Annotated in this window: 16 protein-coding genes; 8 read left to right on the forward strand and 8 right to left on the reverse strand. The window is 74.2% G+C overall.

Translation table 11 applies throughout. The annotated features are described in order from the left end of the window. Positions 1 to 70 precede the first annotated feature (70 nt). The 3 genes from ACQEUU_RS13775 to ACQEUU_RS13785 all read right to left on the reverse strand — a co-directional run bounded on the left by ACQEUU_RS13775 (position 71) and on the right by ACQEUU_RS13785 (position 2,790). On the reverse strand, positions 71 to 1,243 hold the full coding sequence (locus tag ACQEUU_RS13775) for a glycosyltransferase family 4 protein (RefSeq protein WP_433065212.1): 1,173 nt from the start codon (positions 1,241 to 1,243) through the stop codon (positions 71 to 73). A 114-nt stretch (positions 1,244 to 1,357) separates the two neighbouring features. Next, positions 1,358 to 1,900, reverse strand: coding sequence for a TetR family transcriptional regulator (locus ACQEUU_RS13780; protein ID WP_433065215.1), 543 nt, complete (start codon positions 1,898 to 1,900; stop codon positions 1,358 to 1,360). 98 nt (positions 1,901 to 1,998) lie between these two features. Then, complete coding sequence (locus ACQEUU_RS13785; RefSeq protein WP_433065218.1) at positions 1,999 to 2,790, reverse strand: IclR family transcriptional regulator; 792 nt, start codon at positions 2,788 to 2,790, stop codon at positions 1,999 to 2,001. Between the two features lie 92 nt (positions 2,791 to 2,882). Between ACQEUU_RS13785 and ACQEUU_RS13790 the strand changes: the two genes are divergently transcribed. From ACQEUU_RS13790 to ACQEUU_RS13800, 3 genes are read left to right on the forward strand one after another with little or no spacing between them, the layout of a single operon-like run. Beyond that, positions 2,883 to 3,758, forward strand: coding sequence for a dioxygenase (locus ACQEUU_RS13790; protein ID WP_433065220.1), 876 nt, complete (start codon positions 2,883 to 2,885; stop codon positions 3,756 to 3,758). Beyond that, the gene (locus ACQEUU_RS13795; RefSeq protein ID WP_433065222.1) at positions 3,755 to 4,603 is read left to right on the forward strand and encodes a fumarylacetoacetate hydrolase family protein; all 849 of its coding nucleotides are present in this window, start codon (positions 3,755 to 3,757) and stop codon (positions 4,601 to 4,603) included. The genes ACQEUU_RS13790 and ACQEUU_RS13795 overlap by 4 nt, the downstream gene beginning before the upstream one ends. Next, on the forward strand, positions 4,600 to 6,174 hold the full coding sequence (locus tag ACQEUU_RS13800; RefSeq protein ID WP_433065225.1) for an FAD-dependent monooxygenase: 1,575 nt from the start codon (positions 4,600 to 4,602) through the stop codon (positions 6,172 to 6,174). Before ACQEUU_RS13795 ends, ACQEUU_RS13800 begins: the two co-directional genes overlap by 4 nt. Before the next feature lie 64 nt (positions 6,175 to 6,238). On the opposite strand, the gene ACQEUU_RS13805 is transcribed toward ACQEUU_RS13800, so the two are convergent. The 3 genes from ACQEUU_RS13805 to ACQEUU_RS13815 form a co-directional block, all read right to left on the reverse strand. Then, positions 6,239 to 7,366: a serine hydrolase domain-containing protein gene (locus ACQEUU_RS13805; protein ID WP_433065228.1), complete on the reverse strand. Its 1,128-nt coding sequence runs from the start codon at positions 7,364 to 7,366 to the stop codon at positions 6,239 to 6,241. Between the two features lie 139 nt (positions 7,367 to 7,505). Continuing rightward, positions 7,506 to 8,831, reverse strand: coding sequence for an amidase (locus ACQEUU_RS13810; protein WP_433065231.1), 1,326 nt, complete (start codon positions 8,829 to 8,831; stop codon positions 7,506 to 7,508). Between the two features lie 64 nt (positions 8,832 to 8,895). Next, on the reverse strand, positions 8,896 to 9,621 hold the full coding sequence (locus ACQEUU_RS13815) for a SpoIIE family protein phosphatase (RefSeq protein WP_433065234.1): 726 nt from the start codon (positions 9,619 to 9,621) through the stop codon (positions 8,896 to 8,898). A 237-nt stretch (positions 9,622 to 9,858) separates the two neighbouring features. Here ACQEUU_RS13815 and ACQEUU_RS13820 point away from each other — a divergent pair, with 237 nt between their 5' ends. The 5 genes from ACQEUU_RS13820 (at position 9,859) to ACQEUU_RS13840 (ending at position 15,466) form a co-directional block, all read left to right on the forward strand. Beyond that, on the forward strand, positions 9,859 to 11,013 hold the full coding sequence (locus tag ACQEUU_RS13820; RefSeq protein ID WP_433065236.1) for a sensor histidine kinase: 1,155 nt from the start codon (positions 9,859 to 9,861) through the stop codon (positions 11,011 to 11,013). Beyond that, positions 11,010 to 12,131: a hypothetical protein gene (locus ACQEUU_RS13825; protein ID WP_433065239.1), complete on the forward strand. Its 1,122-nt coding sequence runs from the start codon at positions 11,010 to 11,012 to the stop codon at positions 12,129 to 12,131. Before ACQEUU_RS13820 ends, ACQEUU_RS13825 begins: the two co-directional genes overlap by 4 nt. After that, positions 12,101 to 12,793 (forward strand): sigma factor-like helix-turn-helix DNA-binding protein, encoded by a 693-nt coding sequence (locus tag ACQEUU_RS13830; RefSeq protein ID WP_433065242.1) that lies wholly within the window; start codon positions 12,101 to 12,103, stop codon positions 12,791 to 12,793. The genes ACQEUU_RS13825 and ACQEUU_RS13830 overlap by 31 nt, the downstream gene beginning before the upstream one ends. A gap of 129 nt (positions 12,794 to 12,922) precedes the next feature. After that, positions 12,923 to 14,218, forward strand: coding sequence for an extracellular catalytic domain type 1 short-chain-length polyhydroxyalkanoate depolymerase (locus tag ACQEUU_RS13835; protein WP_433065245.1), 1,296 nt, complete (start codon positions 12,923 to 12,925; stop codon positions 14,216 to 14,218). A gap of 291 nt (positions 14,219 to 14,509) precedes the next feature. Continuing rightward, complete coding sequence (locus tag ACQEUU_RS13840; RefSeq protein ID WP_433065247.1) at positions 14,510 to 15,466, forward strand: DUF72 domain-containing protein; 957 nt, start codon at positions 14,510 to 14,512, stop codon at positions 15,464 to 15,466. Here ACQEUU_RS13840 and ACQEUU_RS13845 read toward each other — a convergent pair. Together ACQEUU_RS13845 and ACQEUU_RS13850 are read right to left on the reverse strand one after the other, a co-directional pair. After that, positions 15,399 to 16,520: a cobalamin-independent methionine synthase II family protein gene (locus ACQEUU_RS13845; protein ID WP_433065250.1), complete on the reverse strand. Its 1,122-nt coding sequence runs from the start codon at positions 16,518 to 16,520 to the stop codon at positions 15,399 to 15,401. The genes ACQEUU_RS13840 and ACQEUU_RS13845 overlap by 68 nt on opposite strands. A 77-nt stretch (positions 16,521 to 16,597) precedes the next feature. Then, positions 16,598 to 17,869 (reverse strand): cytochrome P450, encoded by a 1,272-nt coding sequence (locus ACQEUU_RS13850; protein ID WP_433065253.1) that lies wholly within the window; start codon positions 17,867 to 17,869, stop codon positions 16,598 to 16,600. Position 17,870 lies beyond the last annotated feature (1 nt).

Below are 17,870 nucleotides of genomic sequence, written 5' to 3' on the forward strand. Positions count from 1 at the left end.
CGGTACGCCGGCGAGTGTAGTGAAGGCGCCGACGATCGAGGAAGCGGTTTTCCGCCGGGGCGGGCCGGCGTCAGGTCCAGGGCGGGCCGTCGAGCCGCTCGCCGTTGGCCAGCGCGGTGAACAGCCGCTCCCACAGCGGCATCACCACCTCCGGCGAGAAGCTCCTGGCGGTCTCCGCCGCGGCGGAGCCCAGCCGCCGCCGGGTCTCGATGTCGCCCATCAGCCGCGACAGCTCCGCGCCCAGCGCCGCCGGGTCGCGCGGCGGCACCAGCACGCCGTCCACGCCGTTCGTCAGGACGTCCGCCGGCCCCGTCGGGCAGTCGAAGGCCACCACGGGCAGAGCGTGGCCCATCGCCTCGATCATCGCCATCGGCAGGCCCTCGATGCGGGAGCTGAGCGCGTAGATCGACGCCGCGGCCATCTCCTCGTGGATCTTCTCGGTGCGGCCCATCAGCCGGAACCGGCCGGTCAGGCCCGCCTCCTCGATGCGCTCGCGCAGCTTGTCCTCGGACGGGCCGGTGCCGAAGACCCGCACCTCCCAGTCCGGGTGCTCGCCCGCGACCGAGGCGAACGCCTGGATGAGGTAGTCGAAGCCCTTCTGCCGCACCAGCCGGCCGACGGCGATCACGACCGGGGCCGTGTGGTCGGAGGGCTCGCGCCCGGCCATCGGGATCCCGTTCGGGATGCGGATGACGGGGGTGCCGGGAAGCGCGGTGACGTACTCGGCCCGGCTGGTCTCGGTCAGCACCACCACCGCGTCGAAGCGGCTGTAGTGGCGGGCGATCTGCTCGCGTACCGGCTTGCGGTACGAGCCCAGGTTCATGTGGTCCTGCGCCACCCGGATCACGCCGGACGTGGCGCGGCGGGCGGCGATGAGGTTCAGCGCCGGGCGGGTGGTCACCAGGATGCCGTCGCTCAGCGGGGAGACGTACTCGATGACCGCGCGCTCGACGCGCTCGGTGAAATAGCCGGCGGCGAACTCGCCCGCGGGCACGATCTTGCCCCGCGCGCGGCGCCACACCTTGCGGACCAGCGAGTCCTCCTCGACCGCCGTCCGCTGGTCCACCAGCGCCCACACCTTCACCCGCGGGTCGATGGCGAACTGGGGCTTGGTCCGGCGGCGGACCACACTGACGATCTCCACGTCGTGACCCGCCGCCGCCATCGCGTTCGCCTGGTTGACGACGGTGCGGATGGTCCCGCCCATGCCGTAGGCGTGCAACAGCATGTACCGGATCTTCATGTCTTTCGTCTCCGAGCCATGTCAGCCGGGTGGCGTCCCGGGCCATCCCCTTATGCGGACAGAGGCTAATGCCTCAGGCTGGGAGTTCACTGGCAACTCCGGCAAGGCCGGGGGTCAGATCGAGCGGCGCAGCAGGGTCCAGGCCCGCGCGGCCACGGCCGACAGGTCGGCCGCCGGGGTCCGCTTCAGCACCCCGGCCAGCATGCCGACGACGAGCAGGAGATCGCCGGTCGTGACGTCGGCGCGTACGGCGCCGTCCCGCCTGGCCTGGTCGAGTTTCGCCGCCAGCAGCTCGGTCACCCGGTGCCGCACGGCCGCCATGCGCTCGTCGGCCGAGGTCACCACGTCGAGGAACGCGACGGAGGCGACGGTCTGCTCGATGATCCGCGCGAACAGGTCGTCGAGCGTGGTCGCCGGCTCGGCGGCGAGCGACTCCAGCTCGGCGACGTTCCCCTCGAACACGGCCAGCGCCAGACTCGCCCGGTCGGGGAAGTGACGGTAGAGGCTGCCCTGCCCGACGCCGGCCCGTCGCGCGACCGCGCTGAGCGGGGCGTCGAACCCGGTGGTCGCGAACAGCTCGCGGGCCGCCGTGACGAGCGCCGCCCGGTTGGCTGCCGCCGCGCTGGGTCCTCTGTTGGCTTTCCGTACGTACGCCACGCGTCAACGGTAGCCAGCGGACAGTGATGTCCGAGGTCGTGCGCGCGGAACTGTCCCCTGAAGGACACCCGGACGCGCGGGCGCCGGCGTGGGAGGGGTCAGGGGGAGCGCGAGGAGGAGCGGGGAGCGCCGAGGGCGCGGGAGAGGGCGCGGGCCGTGGCGCGCAGTGCGGGGGCGAGCACGCGCGGCTCCGCGCCCGCGGCGGGCACCACCACCGACAGCGCCGCCACCACGCGGTCGCCGCCGTCCCGGACGGGCGCGGCGACGCTGACGAGCGGCCCCGGCTCCGACCGCTCGATCACCGCCAGCCCCGTCCCGCGCACCCGCGCCAGCGTCCGCCGCAGCGCCGCCGGCGAGACGGGCAGCCCTTCGGGCTCGTGCACCAGCGACCCGGCCAGCACCCGGTCCTGGAACTCGGGCTCGGCGTGGGCCAGCAGCACCAGGCCGACCCCGGTCGAGTGGAGCGGCAGCCGCCCGCCCACCCGGTAGAGCACGTCCACGGCGTCCCTCGCCGACAGCCGCTCCACCAGCAGGGCCTCCGTCCCGTCGCGCACCGCCAGCAGCACGTGCTGGTGCGTGGCCTCGTACAGGTCCTCCAGATACGGCAGCGCGGCCTCGCGCAGCCCGTGCCCGCGCGGCGCGAGGGAGGCCAGCTCCCACAGCCGCAGCCCGATCACGTACCGGCCGGCGCCGTCGCGTTCCAGCGCGCCCCAGTGCAGCAGGCGGCGGGCCAGCCGCAGCGCCGTGCTGGGCGGCGTGCCGGTGGCGCGGCTCAGCTCGGCCAGCGTCATCGCCCTGCGGGTCGCGGAGAACGCGCCGAGCAGCGCGAAGGCCCGGTCGATCACGGGGGCGCCGTGCGGCGGCCGGCGGCCACGGGGAGCGTCCGTCACCCGTGCAGTGTGCCATTGAATGAAATCCTCCCTGGTGCGCGCCCTGGCCCACACCCTAGGGTTTGCCGATCAAGAGAGAGGTGGAGGCGACGATGACCCCGGAACCCGGCCCCGACCGGCTCGACGCCCTGCTCGCCCAGGTCCTCGGCTCCGTCGCGGGGGAGGACGCGCGGCTGCGCGAGCTGGTCGGCGGCGTCGTCACCCATCTGCACGCGTTCGTCCGTGAGACCAGGCCCACCGAGGCCGAGTGGCTGCGCGCCGTCGACTTCCTGGTGCGCGTCGGGCACACCTGCACCGAGACCCGCAACGAGTTCATCCTGCTGTCCGACATGCTGGGCGTCACCTCCGCCGTCGACGAGGTGAACCACACCGGCCCGCCCACCATGACCCCCAGCTCGGTCGAGGGCCCCTTCCACTCGCCCGCGCCGCCCCGCCCCCTGGGCGCCTGGATCGCCGAAGGACCCGAACGGCGGCGCGGCGAGCCCACGGTCGTGCACGGCCGCGTCACCGACTGCGACGGCGTCCCCGTCGCGGGCGCGGTGCTCGACGTCTGGCAGGCCGACGACGCCGGCCACTACGACAGCCAGGACCCCGAGCAGCCCGACGGCAACCTGCGCGCCCTGCTCACCACCGGCCCCGACGGCGCCTACTGGTTCCGCACGGTGCTGCCGAGCAGCTACCCGGTGCCGACCGACGGCCCGGTCGGCGAGCTGCTGCGGGCGATCGGCCGCCACCCGATGCGGCCCGCCCACATCCACGTCAAGGTCCGGGCCGCCGGGCACCGGCCCCTCACCACCCACGTGTTCGTGGCCGGCGACCCCTACCTCGGCTCCGACGCCGCGTTCGCGGTCAAGGACGCGCTCGTCGCCGCCTTCCGGCCGTCCGCCGGCCCGCGCTTCGGGATGGACGGGCCGTTCCTGGCGGCCGAGTTCGACATCAGGCTGGTCAAGGAAGGAGACCCGCGGTGAAGCTGGTCGGGATGGCCGCGCGCGACGGCGGGCGGCACGTGACCGTCGGCGTCGTGACGGACGGCACGGTCACGCCTCTGGCGGAGGTGACCGACTTCTACGACGACGTCCCGTACTGGCTGGACCGGGCGCGTCAGGCGGGGCCCGGCGGGGTGCCGCTGGCCGAGGTGGAGCTCGCGCCGCCCGTGCCGCCGTCGGCGCGGGTGCTGTGCGTCGGGCTCAACTACCGGGCGCACGCGGCGGAGGGCGGCTTCGAGCCGCCCGCGCACCCGACGGTGTTCGGCCGGTGGACGGCCTCGCTGTCGGTCACCGGCGTCGCCGTCCCGGTGCCGGCCGGGGAGCCGGGGCTGGACTGGGAGGGCGAGGTCGCCGCCGTGGTCGGCGCGCGGCTGGCCGACGCGGACGAGAGCGAGGCCGAGGCCGGCGTCCTCGGGTACGCCGCGTTCAACGACCTCACCGCCCGCACCGCGCAGAAGCTCACCAGCCAGTGGACGCTCGGCAAGAACGCCGACCGCAGCGGCCCGATCGGCCCGATCGTCACCGCCGACGAGACCGGCGGCCTCGCCGACGGGCTGCGCGTGGTCACCCGGGTCAACGGCGAGGTGATGCAGGACGGCGACACCCGAGACATGATCTTCACCGTGCCCCGGCTCCTGTCCCACATCAGCGCCACGCTGACGCTCCACCCCGGCGACGTCGTCGCCACCGGCACCCCGGAGGGCGTCGGCTACGTCCGGACGCCGCCCCGGCTGCTGACGCCGGGCGACGTGGTGGAGGTGGAGGTCGAACGGCTCGGCGTGATCCGCACGCCGGTCACCGGCCCGTCCGGCAGGAGCGGCGCGTGAGCCGGGTCCTCGTCGCGGGCGGCGGCCCCGCCGGGCTCGCCGCCGCCGTCGAGCTGGGCAGGCGCGGCGTCCCCACCACCGTGGTGGAGCCGCGCGTCACGATCGACCAGGACCGGCCGCGCGCCAAGACCACCAGCATGCGCACCATGGAGCACCTGCGCCGGTGGGGGCTCGCCGACCGGCTGCGCGAGGCCGCGCCGCTGCCCGTCTCCTGGTCGCAGGACGTGCTGTTCTGCACCAACCTGCTCGGCGTCGAGCTCACCCGGTTCCCCAACGCCTTCGGCCTGCACCCCGAGCGCGACGAGCGGTGGGCCGAGCCGGGCCAGCAGGTGCCGCAGCCGGTCGTGGAGCGGCTGCTGCGCGAGGCGGTGGCCGAACTGCCCGCCGTCACGCTCCTGACCGGCCGCGCCGTCACCGCGATCGAGCAGGACGGCGACCGGGTCCGCGCCGCGCTGTCCGACGGCTCCGCGATCGAGGGCGACTACCTGCTCGGCTGCGACGGCGCCGCCGGGGTCAGCCGCGAGGCGATCGGCGCGTCGTACGAGGGCTCGTCCGGTGAGCGGCCCAACCTCAGCGTGGTGTTCCACGCGCCCGGCCTGGCGGCGAAGGTCCCGCTCGGCCCGGCCGTGCAGTACTGGGTGATCCATCCGGAGGTGTCCGGCCTGATGGGCCGGATGGACCTCGACGACAAGTGGTGGGCGATCATGGTGGGGGTCGACGTGCGCACCTCCGCGCCGGACCCGGAGCGGCTGGTGCGCGTCCTGATCGGCGCCGACCTGCCGATCAGCGTCGTCAGCACCGACCCGTGGGTGGCCAGGATGCTGCTCGCCGACCGCTACCGGGCCGGGCGGGTCTTCCTCGTCGGCGACGCCGCCCACCTCAACCCGCCGTGGGGCGGCCACGGCTTCAACACCTGCGTCGGCGACGCCGTCAACGTCGCCTGGAAGCTCGCCGCCGTGCTCCAGGGCTGGGGCGGGCCCGCGCTGCTCGGCAGCTACGAGGCCGAACGCCGCCCGGTCGCCGCGCAGACGATCGCCGACAGCTCCGCCCAGGAGAAGCTGCTCGCGCCCGCCTTCGCCGACCGCCCGCTCACCGGCGCCGGCCCCGACGCCGAGCGCGCCCGCGCCGAGACGGCCGCCGCGCTGCGGGTCAAGGCGGGCGAGTTCTACAGCGAAGGGCTCGTGCTCGGCTACCACTACGCGGGCTCGCCGGTCGTGGCCGACGACGGCTCGCCCGTCCCGCCGCACACCCCGCAGGTCTACCACGGCTCCGCCCGGCCGGGCGCGCGGCTGCCGCACGCCTGGCTGCCCGATGGCCGCTCCCTGTACGACGCGCTGGGGGAAGGGCTCACCCTGCTGCGCCTGGCCCCGGGATCCGCCTCCGCCTTCGAGGAGGCGGCGCGGGCTCTCGGGGCGCCGTTCACGGTGGTCGACCTGACGCGGGAGGGCCTGCTCGACCGGTACGGGGCGCCGCTCGTCCTGGTCCGGCCCGACCAGCACGTCGCCTGGCGAGGTGACGGCGGCGACCCGGCGGCGATCCTGCGGACGGTGCTCGGCTTCGGCGGGCCGTGACCGGAGGCCGGACACCGCGCGGTCCTGGCGGGCCGTGACCGCTCCGGGCGCCCCCGCGCGCCGGTCAGGCGCACAGAGCGGTGTCCAGGGCGGCTTCCAGGTTCTTGACGGCGGGCAGCTCGTTCGGCAGGGCGGTGACCGCGACGGTGGCGGCGCGGCCGTCCCGCGTCACCCCGTTGCCGGTGGCGTAGCCGGGCGCGGTGCCGCCGTGGGACCAGGCGAAGCCGCCGCAGCTCAGCTTGAAGGTGGCGACGCCGAGCCCGTACCGGGCGCCGCCCACCATGTCGAACTGGGGCGCGGCCACGGTCGTCGTCATCTCCTTGAACTGCGCGGGCTTGAGCAGCTTGCCGCCCACCAGCGCGGTCATGAACGTGTTGAGATCCTTCGGGGTGGCCACCAGCGCGCCGGCGGCCCACGCCATCGACGGGTCCATGGCGGTGACGTCCCGGTACGGGTCACCCGGCTTGAGCGCGAGATAGCCCTTGGGGTGCGGGCCGCGGATGGCCCGCTCGCCGACGCCGGGCCAGTACGTGTCGCGCAGCTCCAGCGGCTTGATCACCCGCCGGGTGATCTCCTCGCCGACGGGCCGGCCGGAGACCTTCTGGATGATGAGCCCGGCCAGGACGTAGTTGGTGTTGCTGTAGCTCCAGCCCTTGGCGGGGGAGTCGCGGTGCGCCAGCGCGGCGTCGACCAGGTCGCGCGGCTCGACGTGGCGCTCCAGCATGGTGGTGAAGTCGCCGGCGAGGAGGTCGTCGTAGTCGCGCAGGCCGCTGGTGTGCCGGAGCAGCTGACGGGTGGTGATCTTCCGCCCGTCGACGCCCTTGCCCCGGACGACCTTGGGCAGGTACTTCTCGATCGGCGCGTCCAGGTCCAGCTTGCCCTCACCGGCCAGCTGGAGCGCGACCACGGCGGTGAACATCTTGGTGTTGCTGGCGATCCGCACCCGGCCGTTCTCCGGCATCTTCGCCCTGGTCTTCAGATCGGCCACTCCGGCCGTGTAGGTCCGGCTCCGCCCGTCGCGCCCGACCACCGCCGCCAGCGCGCCGGGGAAGGCGGACTCGCCGACCAGCGCGTCCAGGCGCTGCTGCACGGGATCGGCGGGGGCGGCGTGCGCGATCGGCGCGGTCAGGCTCAGCCCTGCCAGCGCGGCGAGCGCCGAGACCGCCAGGATGCGGGCGGGGTGCTGCGACATGGGTGTCTCCGTTTGTTCGGATGGCTCGTTCTCGGACGTGACCAAGCCTGTCGGCCCGCCGCCTCAAGATCGATCCAGCGCTCTGGAGACCGGTGGTACAGCCTGCACTACGGTCAGGCCGCGGGATGCCCGGAGTCGCTCACGACCCCGTTCCCCGCGCCGCCGCGGCGAGCAGGTCCTCGTCGCCGGGACGGCAGACGAGCTGGAGCCCGACCGGCAGCCCGGCCACCGTCCCGGCCGGCACGCTCAGGGCGGGGAACCCGAGCACGTTCCACGGGCTCGTGAGGGCCAGCAGCGCGGCGCGCACGGCGACGGGCCGCCCGCCCAGCTCCGTCTCCCGCAGGCCGAGCGGCGGGGCGGTGAACGGCACCGTCGGCAGCGCGAGCACGTCGTGCTCCTCGAACAGCGCCTCGGCCGCCTCGGCGAGCCGGGGCAGCCGCGCCACCGCGCGCACGTACCTCCAGGCCGGAACCTCCATCGCCCCCTTGAGCCGGTCGAGCACCTCGGGCTGGAACAGCTCGGGCGCCCGGCTCACCCGCTCGGCGTGCACGTCGGCGGCCTCGGCGCTCTGGATCGTGACGTACACCTCGCGCAGCGCGTCGGCGACCTGCTGAGGCAGCGCGAGCTTCCCCACCACCCCCCTCGCCCCGGCCGCCTCCGCCGCGATCCGCGTCACCTCGGGGTCGCAGGCGTGCAGCGGGGCGGGGTCGAGCCAGGCCACGCGCGGCGGGCGGCGGGAGGGTCCGGTCTCCCGGCCGCCGAGGAGCCGATAGGCGAGGAGGCAGTCGCCGGCGGTGCGGGCGAGCACCCCCACGTGGTCGAAGCTGCGCGCCAGCGGGAAGACGCCGTCGGCCGGGATGACGCCGTACGCGGGCTTGAAACCGGCCACCCCGCACAGCGCCGCGGGGATGCGCACCGACCCGCCGGTGTCGGTGCCGATCGCCAGCGGCACCAGACCGGCGGCCACGGCGGCGGCGCTGCCGCCGCTGGAGCCGCCCGACATGCGCCCGGGGTCCCACGGGTTGCGGGAGGGTCCGTTGGCCGAGCAGTCGCCGGTCGGCCCGTACGCGAACTCGTGGGTCGTGGTCTTGCCCACGATCACCGCCCCGGCCTCGCGCAGCCGCGTCACGCACGCCGCGTCGGAGGCGGGGACGTAGCCCGTGAAGTGCCGCGACCCCATGGTGGCGGGCAGGCCGGCCACCTCGACCAGGTCCTTGACCCCCACGGGGATCCCGTGCAGCGGGCCCCGGTCGGCGCCGCCGGCCAGTTCGCGGTCCGCCTCCCTGGCCGCCGCGAGCGCGCCCCCGGCATCCACGCCGACGAAGGAGTTGAGCGCGGGGTCGAGCCGGGCGACGGCGTCGAGCGACTCCCGCGCCAGCTCCTCGGCCGTCGTGCGGCCCGCGCGCAGCTCGCGGCCGAGCTCGCCGATGGTCCGGCCGGCGAAGGGTCCGAGAGGGATCGTCATCGACCGTCCTTCCACATCCTGGCCGCCCGGCTCGTGTCCGGCCTCTACCAGGATAGGGAGCGCGTCACGCGCTGACGAAGTCGGCGACGAGCATGGTGGCGTCCTCGTCCGGCTCCAGCACCGACAGCTCGTCGTACAGCTGATCCAGGCAGGCCGTCGGCGACCGGCCGTCGGCGAACAGCTCCAGCAGCCGTTCCAGGCCCAGCGCCCTGACCACCCCGTCGGTGACCACGACGACCCGGTCGCCCTGGCGGAGCGGCACGCTGCCGATCTCCGGCGCGGCGGTCCCGCTCTGTCCGGTCCCGGCCGCCGTCAGCCGCCGCGGCCTGCCGCCCTTCGCGCAGTGCCAGATCGCGCCGCCGCCGACGTGGGCGTAGCGCAGGCGAGGATGCTCGCCCACGTCCAGCACGATCAGGTCCAGGCCGGTGGCCTCCTCCGCCAGGGCGGGCTCCGCGCGCAGCGCCGCCCGCCACGCCGTGCGCGCGCAGCTTCCCAGCTCCTCCGCCCGCGTCCCGGCCATCTGCGGCCGGGCCGCGACCACCGCGCCCAGGGCCAGCGCGGCCGCCGTGTGACCGGGCCGGCCCCGCCCCCCTCCGTCGGCCACCGCGATCAGCCGTTCCTGGATCACGTACTCGTCGGAGGGGCGGCCGTGCGAACCCTCGAACGTGCCGCCCGCTGCCGACAGCCGCGGCCGTGCCACCGGGAGTCCCGGTGGCCACGGCCCCCGCCTGCCACGGACCGCCATCACCGACAGGCAGGAGATCAGGATCGAGATCGAGATGAGCGTCATGGAGGTCCCCCCTCAGTCGCGGTGATCGCGACAGGGCCAGTACACGCGCACCGGCCGGGGATGGCATGACGGTCGATCAGCCGTCATGCCGCCGGGGGCGCGGACGGTAGAGAGTGCGGGGGTGGGAGCAGGACCGAGGAAGACAGCCAGGCGATCCCTGTCGGCGAATCCGGCCGGCACGGATCAGGTGCGTTATCGTGTGTGCCGACTTGTGATCGCGTCGCGGGCGGACGGGCGATGGCTCATCTCGGTTCCACACGCTACGACTCGGCGGCCAGGCAACTGGAGCGCACCGCCGGGCGCACCGTTGCCGGCGCGCGCGGCGCCATGGGCGTGGTCGTGGCCGTCGCGGGCGCCCTCGGCGCCGTCCCGCCCGTCTCCGCGGCCTGGCTGGGCCCGGCTCTGGCGGTCGAGCTCGGGTGGACCGCGCTGTTCCTGTTGCGGTGGTGGCGCGGGCTGCCGTTGCCGGCCTGGCTCGTCGCCGGCGACGTGGCGATCACCGTCGCGCTCTGTCTCGCGCAGCGTCACCTGGTGGCAGGGGAGGCGCTGGCGGGCGGCGCGAGCTGGGTGGCGGTGCTGGTGACCATGACGATCATCGTGCCGGCCGTCGCCTGGCGGCCCGCGGCGGCCGTGCCCACCGGTGTGGGGGTCGCGGTGGCGTACCTGGCCGGGGTGCGGCTCGCCGCCCCCGGCCAGGACGTCACCGTCTCCCTCGGCATCCACCTCGGCCAGGTGCTGGCGATCGCGGTGCTGATGACGCTGCTGCGCCGCTCCGCCGCCTCCGCCGACGGGTTCCTCAGGGAGAGCGCCCGCGCCGACGTCGCGCTCATGGTGGAGCGGCTGCGCCGCGAGGACGAGCTGAAACAGGTCGGCAGCGTGCACGAGACGTCTCTGCACACCCTCACCATGGTCGGCCTGGGAACCTACGACGGGCCCTCGGCCACCCTGCGCGAGCAGGCGGTCGCCGACCTGTCGGCGCTCGACCGGCTGCGCGCCACCCCCGGCGACGAGCGCGCGCCCATCGCCCTGGACGCGCTGCTCGACGAGGTGGCCGGGCGGGCCGCCGGGCTGCGCGTGCGCCGGCGGCTCACCCGGGAGACCGTGCCGGGCGAGGTCGCCGAGAGCTTCGCCCGCGCCGTCACCGAGGCCCTGTCGAACGTGGCGCGGCACGCCGGCGTCCGCGAGGCCGAGCTGGTCTCCAGCAGGCGCGGCGACGAGATCAGGGTGGAGGTCGCCGACCACGGCCGCGGCTTCGACCGCGACCGGCTGCCGCCCGACCGGTTCGGCGTGCGCGGCTCCATCCTTGACACCATGCGCGCCCTGCCCAACGGCGGCGCCGACATCTCCTCGGGCGGCCACGGCACCCGGGTCACGCTGTGGTGGCGGGCATGACCGGCGACATCGAGCAGGTGGCGCGGCGCTACGCCCGCTACACGGCGCTCGGCGCGGTGGTGATCGCCGGCCTGTGGCACGTCGGCTACGACCTGACCGTCACGGTCACCGGGTGGGAGGACTTCCGCCTGCCGGTGCTGGCGGCCGTCGCCTGGGTCGTCTACACCGTGGTCGGGGTCGTCGCCGCCGTCCACCTGTTACGCGACAGGACGGTGCCGGCGGCGGGCACGGGCCTGCTCGTGGCGGTGACGCTGGCCGTGGACGTCGCCGTCATCCTCGCCTGCCACCCGCGCGACCTGCTGGGCACCATCGACTGGGGGTGGGGGTCGGTCGGCTGGGTCGGCGTCATGCTGCTGTGGAACCGGCCGCGCTGGCGGGCCGAGCTGATCGCGTTCCTGGCGGCCAACGCCGGGCTCATGCTGGCCGCGATGGTCGTCACCGGCGCGTTCGACCGGGTCTCGGTCGCCAAGTACCTGGTCGTGGTGGCCGGCGCCATCACCCTGCAGCTCGGTTACAGCGTCGGCGGCCACGCGCTGCGCGCCAGCGCCGAGGACGCCGCCCTGCTGGCCCGGCGGCTGGCCGCCGACGAGGCCTGGCGGATGTCCGCGCAGCGCATCCACGCCGACCGGCTGCGCCGCTACGGTGCCATCCGCGACGTGGCCGAGGACCTGCTGGAGCGGCTCGCCGACGGCGCCGACCCCGGTGACGAGCGGGTGCGCCAGGAGTGCACGGCCGGCGCCCTGCGGCTGCGCCGGCTCATCACCGAGCGCGAGGACGTGCCCGACGCGCTGGTGACCGCGCTGCGCGAGCGCATCGACGCCGCCGAACGGCGCAGGGTGCTGGTGACGGCGCCGCCGTTCGGCGGCACCCTGCCCGACCTGGCCGACAGCGTACGCGCGGACCTGCTGCGGGTGCCGCTGCTGGCGCTGGACGGGGCGAGGTCGTGGGCCAGGGTCACGGTGTCGGCCATGTCGACCATGGTGAGCGTGGCCGTCGTGGCCGACAATGACGACCTGGCGGTCAGCTCCGACCCGGTGCGTAAGGCGAGCGGGGTCGTCGTCACCTATCAGCGTCAGGGAGGTGAGGTATGGGTCAACAGCATGTGGCAGGCCACGTGACGGTCGCCCTGGTCGAGGACCACCAGGTGGTGGTGGACGGGGTGCGGTCCTGGTTCGGTCCGCCCAGCCCGGTCATGCTCGTCGCCCAGGGGCCGACCATCGAGTCCGTCCGGGGCACGCCCGCGGACGTGCTGCTGCTCGATCTCAACCTCAACGGCACCATGATCGTGGACCGGGTGGGCGAGCTGTGCGCGGGCGGTCAGCGGGTCGTCGTCTTCTCCGAGCACGAGGAGCCGGAGACGGTCCGGGCCGTGCTCGACGCGGGCGCGTCGGCGTTCATCGGCAAGGGCCGGGCCACCCGCGAGTCGTGCGTGGAGACGATCCTGGCGGTGGCCGCCGACCGGCCCAGCGTGACCCCGCCGATGGCGCAGGCGATCGCCACCGACGAGAGCCCGCACCGGCCGCAGCTGTCGGAGAAGGAGCGGCTGGCGCTGCTGTACTGGTTCCAGTCCATGTCCAAGGCGTCCGTGGCGGCCCGGATGGGCGTCAAGGAGCGGACCGTGCGCCAGTACATCGACCGGGCCAGGGTCAAGTACGCCGCGGCCGGCCGGCCCGCCCCCACCAAGGAGAAGCTGCTCATCTGCGCCATCCAGGACGGCCTGATCAGCCCCGGCGAGGTGGACGTCTACACCTCACTGGCCGCCCGGCCGGGCGAGTCGTGAAACTTTCTTCTCGCTGGTAGAGGTCCGCGCACGTCAGAAGGCCGGTCGGCCGACGGGGCACGCCTCCGTGGTTGCCCGACCAAAAGTTTCGGGACATCATCGAAATGTTTCGAGCGACGGGAGGCGCGGATGAGAGCACGTCACCGTACGACCGCGGCCGCGGTCACCACCGCCCTGCTGACGGTCCTCGGCCTGGTGGTCCTGGCCGCCCCGGCCTCCTCGGCCCAGCTGGTCGAGGTCACCGGGTTCGGGACCAACCCCACCAACCTGCGGATGCACCTGTACGTGCCCGACGGCGTCGGGTCACGGCCGCCGGTGCTGCTGGCCGTGCACTACTGCACCGGCTCCGGGCCCGCGCTGCACTCCGGCACCGAGTTCGCCTCGCTCGCCGACCGCCACAAGTTCATCGTCGTCTACCCCTCGGCGACGAGGAGCGGGGCCTGCTTCGACGTCTCCTCGCCGCAGGCGCTGCGGCGCGACGGCGGCAGCGACCCCGTCGGCCTCATGTCCATGGTCAGGTACGTCCACCAGCGCCACGGCGGCGACCCGGACCGCACCTTCGTCACCGGCGTCTCCTCCGGCGCGATGATGACCAACGTCATGCTGGGCGTCTACCCCGACGTGTTCCAGGCCGGCGCCGCCTACATGGGCGTGCCGTTCGGCTGCTTCGCCACCACCGACGGGTCGAGCTGGAACAGCCAGTGCGCCAACGGCCAGATCGTCAGGACGCCGCAGCAGTGGGGCGACCTCGTACGCGCCGCCTACCCCGGCTACACCGGGCCGCGGCCGCGCATGCAGATCTGGCACGGCACCGAGGACGGCACGCTGCGCTATCCCAACTTCCAGGAGCAGATCAAGCAGTGGACGAACGTGCACGGCCTGAGCCAGACGCCGTCCCTCACCGACACCCCGCAGGCGGGCCAGACCCGCACCCGGTACGGCGGCACCGGCGGGACCGCGCCGGTCGAGGCGATCAGCCTCCAGGGCGCCGGGCACGACCTGCCCAGAGGCGGGATGGCCGCGGAGACCATCCGCTTCTTCGGCCTGGACTCCGGCGGCGGCCCCGGCCCCACCGTCGCGCCCACCGTCACGCCCACCGTCTCCGGACCCTGCGAGGTCGGCTACACGACGAACGCCTGGAACACCGGCTTCACCGCCGCCGTCTCCATCACCAACAGGAGCGCCACGCCCATCACCGGCTGGTCGCTGGCCTTCACCCTGCCGCCCGGCCAGACGGTCACCTCCGCCTGGAACACCGCGGTCACGCCCAGGAGCGGCCAGATCACGGCCACGAACGCGCCCTACAACGCCACCATCGCGCCCGACGCCTCGGTCAGCTTCGGCTTCCAGGCCACCCACACCGGCAACACCGCCGAACCGTCCTCCTTCACCCTCAACGGCGCCGCGTGCACGGTGATCCCGTGAACCGCCCGCGCGCCGGGTGAACCCCCTGAACGGCGCCCGCACGCTCTTCCGGTGAGCGGGCGCTTCCCCGGGACGCCAGGAGGATGACCGCCCGGCGGACCACGGGTCACCACCGGGGGTGGCCCGCGGCTCCCGCCGGGCGGCAGGCGGATCTCCGGGGTGGCCGGGCCCCCGCACGCCGGTGCAGCGGGCGTGCGGGGGCCCGGCGCCTGAACCGGCCCAGGCCGCCGCGACGGCGGCGCGCCCGCGCGGGCGGGTGAGAGCCCGCCCCGTCCGGGTACGAGGCGCGGCATGGGCAAGATCCTGGTCGGGACCGCGTCATGGACGGACAAGTCGCTGCTCGCCTCCGGCTGGTACCCGCCGGGGGTCTCCACCCCGGAGGCCAGGCTCGCTCACTACGCGAGCCGGTTCCCCCTGGTGGAGGTGGACGCCACCTACTACCATCCGCCCGCCCGGCGCACCGCCGAGCTGTGGCGTGACCGAACACCGGACGGCTTCACCCTGAACGTCAAGGCGTTCTCCCTGCTCACCGGCCATCCGACCCGCCCGTCGGCGCTCTACAAGGACTTACGCGAGGCGCTCGGCGAGCCCCGGCGGACCCTCTACCGGCGGGACCTGCCGCCCGAGGTCGTCGAGCAGGTGTGGGACCGGTTCCTGAGCGCGCTGCGGCCGCTGCACGACGCGGGCAGGCTGGGGGCGCTGCTGTTCCAGTTCCCGCCCTGGTTCCCGCCGGGCGAGCCGAGCCGCCGCTACCTGCTGCGATGCCGCGACCGGTGCCGGCCGATGCGGATCTGCGTCGAGTTCCGCAACGCCGCCTGGATGGACGACGCCCACCGCGAGGACACGCTCGCCTTCCTCGCCGCGCACGACCTGCCGTACGTGGGCGTGGACATGCCGCAGGGGCACCCGTCGTCCGTCCCGCCGGTGCTGGCCGCCACCGCGGACCTGGCCGTGGTCCGCCTGCACGGGCACTCGGCGCGATGGACGAGCCGGGTGATCGAGGAGAAGTACGGCTACCTGTACGCCGAGGACGAGCTGCGCACGTGGGCTGCCAGGATCCACCGGCTGTCGGAGGAGGCCGAGGTCACCCACGTGCTCACCAACAACTGCTGCGGCGACAACTCCCAGCGCAACGCGGCCCGGCTCGCCGAGCTGCTGGCCGGGCGGGGCGCCGGCGTCGTCAGCCCCACACCAGCGCGGCCGTCCGCGCCACCAGCTCCAGCTTCCGCCGCTGGTCGTCGACCGTGAGGAGGTTGCCCCTGGCCGTGGAGGCGAACCCGCACTGCGGGCTGATCGCCAGGTTCTCCATCGGCACGTACGCGGCCGCCTCGTCGACGCGGCGGCGCAGCTCGTCCACCGGCTCCAGGCCCGCCACCTTGGAGGAGACCAGCCCGAGCACGACCGTGGTGCCCTCGGGGACGAACCGGAGCGGCTCGAAGCCGCCGGCCCGCTCGGTGTCGTACTCCAGCAGGAACCGGTCGACCGGGACCTCGCCGAACAGCCGCTCGGCGACCGGCTCGTAACCGCCGCTGGACATCCAGGCGCTGCGGTTGTTGCCGCGGCAGATGTGCATGCCGACCGTGACGTCCGGGTCGATCGCCTTGGTGGCGCGGACCAGCTCGGCGTCCACCGAGACGATGAGGTCCAGCAGCACGTCCGGGGGAGGGGCGGCGTCGCCGAACATCCGGGTCCGGAAGCCGGGGTCGATCACGAAGTTGTAGCCCAGCGAGTCGAGCTGGATCCAGCGCACGCCGAGCCCGATCAGCTGCCTGATCTCCTCGACGCGCAGCGCCACGAGGTCGCGCATCATCGCGCCCGGGTCGGGGTAGGCCGCCGAGCTGACCTCCGGCCGCCACAGCAGGTTGCCCATGGACGTGCTCATCATCGTGATCTTGAAGGGGCCGGGGGCGTGCCGGAGGAGGAAGGCCGCCTCGACGGCGGTGAGCTGCTTCTTCTGGGTGAGCCGGGCGTTCGCGGCCACCATGTCGAAGGAGGTCTCCTCGGGCGGCACCGGCTGCCCGTCCCCCCGGTACCAGGACGAGTTCGTCACGTCGACGGGGACCACCCCGCCGAGCGACTCCAGCAGGCCGGCCATCCAGGTCGCCCGCCGCATCTCGCCGTCGGTGAAGACCTCGATCCCGGCCTCGCGCTGCAGGGCGATCGCGCCGAGCGCCGCCTCGTCCGCCAGCTTCGCGAGCGTCTCGTCGCTCAGCTCGCCGCGCCGGTGCGCCTCGCGGGCCTGGAGCAGCTCGGGCGGCCGCAGGAGGCTGCCGACGTGCTCGGCGTGGTGGGTGGTGGGCATGCTTCCTCCCGGGTCGTCAGGTGGAGCGTCCGCCCTTCACTCTGCGCCCGGGGGCCGGGATCGTCCACCCCCGGTCGTCAGCCGATGCGCACCGGCAGGGTGCGCGGGCCGCGCACCTGGCCGGTGGCCCACCGGACCGCCTCCGGGTCGGCCAGCGAGAAGGACGGCACCCGTTCCAGCCACACCTCCAGGGCCACCCGCAGCTCCATCCGCGCCAGGTGGGAGCCCACGCAGCGGTGGATGCCGAGCCCGAACGCGGCGTGCCGGTTCACCTCGCGGTCGATGACCACCTCGCCCGCCCGGTCGAACTGCTCGGGGTCGCGGTTCGCCGACGGGAAGGACAGCAGGATCCAGTCGTCCGCCTTCATGTCCGCCCCGTGCCAGGTCATGTCCTCCTTGACCAGCCGCGCCATCGTGACCGGCGCGTACGCCCGCAGGAACTCCTCCATGGCGGTCGGCAGCAGCTCCGGCTCGGCCACCAGCCGCTCCCGGTCGGCCGGGGTCTTCGCCAGGTGCCACAGCGACGCGCCGATCGCGCTCCACGTCGTGTCGATGCCGGCGATGAGCAGCAGCGCCATCGTGCCGGACACGTGTTCGGGCTGCAGCTTCTGCCCGTACAGCTCGGCGTCGATCAGGTACGTCGTCAGGTCGTCGCGCGGGTTGGCCAGATGATCGTGGATCTGCACGTACAGGTAGTCGAAGAGTTCCTGGAAGTTGGCCATGCGCTCTTCCGGCGGCAGGTTGACGCCTTCGAGCACGTTCTCGATGAACACCCGGAACCGCGGCCCGTCCTCCGGCGGGAAGCCCAGCATGTCGGAGATGACCCTGATGGGGATGTGCTGGGCGTACTCGCCGGCGGCGTCCACCACGTCCCGGCCCTCGAACGCGTCGATGAGCGAATGACAGTACGCCCGCGCGGCCGCCTCCCGCCGCGACACCGCGGTCTTGGTGAACGCCGGCAGCAGCAGCTTGCGCGCGTCGTGGTGGAACGGCGGGTCGGAGGAGATCGGCGGGGTGCCGCCCACCGGCGCGAGCTCGCGCGGCGGCCGGAAGTTGCTCATGACGATCGACCGTGACGAGAACCGCTCGGTGTCGTACGCGATCGCCGCCACGTCCTCGTAGCGGGTCGGCAGCCACCCGCCGCCGAACCGGTCCGTGTGCGCGATCGGGCAGCGCTGCCGCAGGTCGTCCTGGATCGGGTACGGGTCCGCGGCCCACTCCGGCTCCAGGTGCGAGAAGTCCGTCGCCCAATCACCCACGGGACCGGTGATGATCTCGCTGCGGGTGCCGACAGGCTCCTCGGGGTCCGGCTCGCGAACGCTCCGGGTGAAGCGGTCGTCCACGCTCATG

Origin of the sequence: Nonomuraea sp. CA-218870 (assembly GCF_050936535.1) — a bacterium.
Lineage (GTDB): Bacteria > Actinomycetota > Actinomycetes > Streptosporangiales > Streptosporangiaceae > Nonomuraea > Nonomuraea corallina.

Excerpts from the sequence above, each read along its gene's own strand:
- ACQEUU_RS13790 (WP_433065220.1), top strand. The coding sequence starts at position 2,883 with ATGACCCCGGAACCCGGCCCCGACCGGCTCGACGCCCTGCTCGCCCAG.
- ACQEUU_RS13830 (WP_433065242.1), top strand. The coding sequence starts at position 12,101 with ATGGGTCAACAGCATGTGGCAGGCCACGTGACGGTCGCCCTGGTCGAG.
- ACQEUU_RS13815 (WP_433065234.1), bottom strand. The coding sequence starts at position 9,621 with ATGACGCTCATCTCGATCTCGATCCTGATCTCCTGCCTGTCGGTGATG.
- ACQEUU_RS13845 (WP_433065250.1), bottom strand. The coding sequence starts at position 16,520 with ATGCCCACCACCCACCACGCCGAGCACGTCGGCAGCCTCCTGCGGCCG.
- ACQEUU_RS13835 (WP_433065245.1), top strand. The coding sequence starts at position 12,923 with ATGAGAGCACGTCACCGTACGACCGCGGCCGCGGTCACCACCGCCCTG.
- ACQEUU_RS13850 (WP_433065253.1), bottom strand. The coding sequence starts at position 17,869 with ATGAGCGTGGACGACCGCTTCACCCGGAGCGTTCGCGAGCCGGACCCC.
- ACQEUU_RS13805 (WP_433065228.1), bottom strand. The coding sequence starts at position 7,366 with ATGTCGCAGCACCCCGCCCGCATCCTGGCGGTCTCGGCGCTCGCCGCG.
- ACQEUU_RS13810 (WP_433065231.1), bottom strand. The coding sequence starts at position 8,831 with ATGACGATCCCTCTCGGACCCTTCGCCGGCCGGACCATCGGCGAGCTC.
- ACQEUU_RS13820 (WP_433065236.1), top strand. The coding sequence starts at position 9,859 with ATGGCTCATCTCGGTTCCACACGCTACGACTCGGCGGCCAGGCAACTG.
- ACQEUU_RS13825 (WP_433065239.1), top strand. The coding sequence starts at position 11,010 with ATGACCGGCGACATCGAGCAGGTGGCGCGGCGCTACGCCCGCTACACG.
- ACQEUU_RS13775 (WP_433065212.1), bottom strand. The coding sequence starts at position 1,243 with ATGAAGATCCGGTACATGCTGTTGCACGCCTACGGCATGGGCGGGACC.
- ACQEUU_RS13840 (WP_433065247.1), top strand. The coding sequence starts at position 14,510 with ATGGGCAAGATCCTGGTCGGGACCGCGTCATGGACGGACAAGTCGCTG.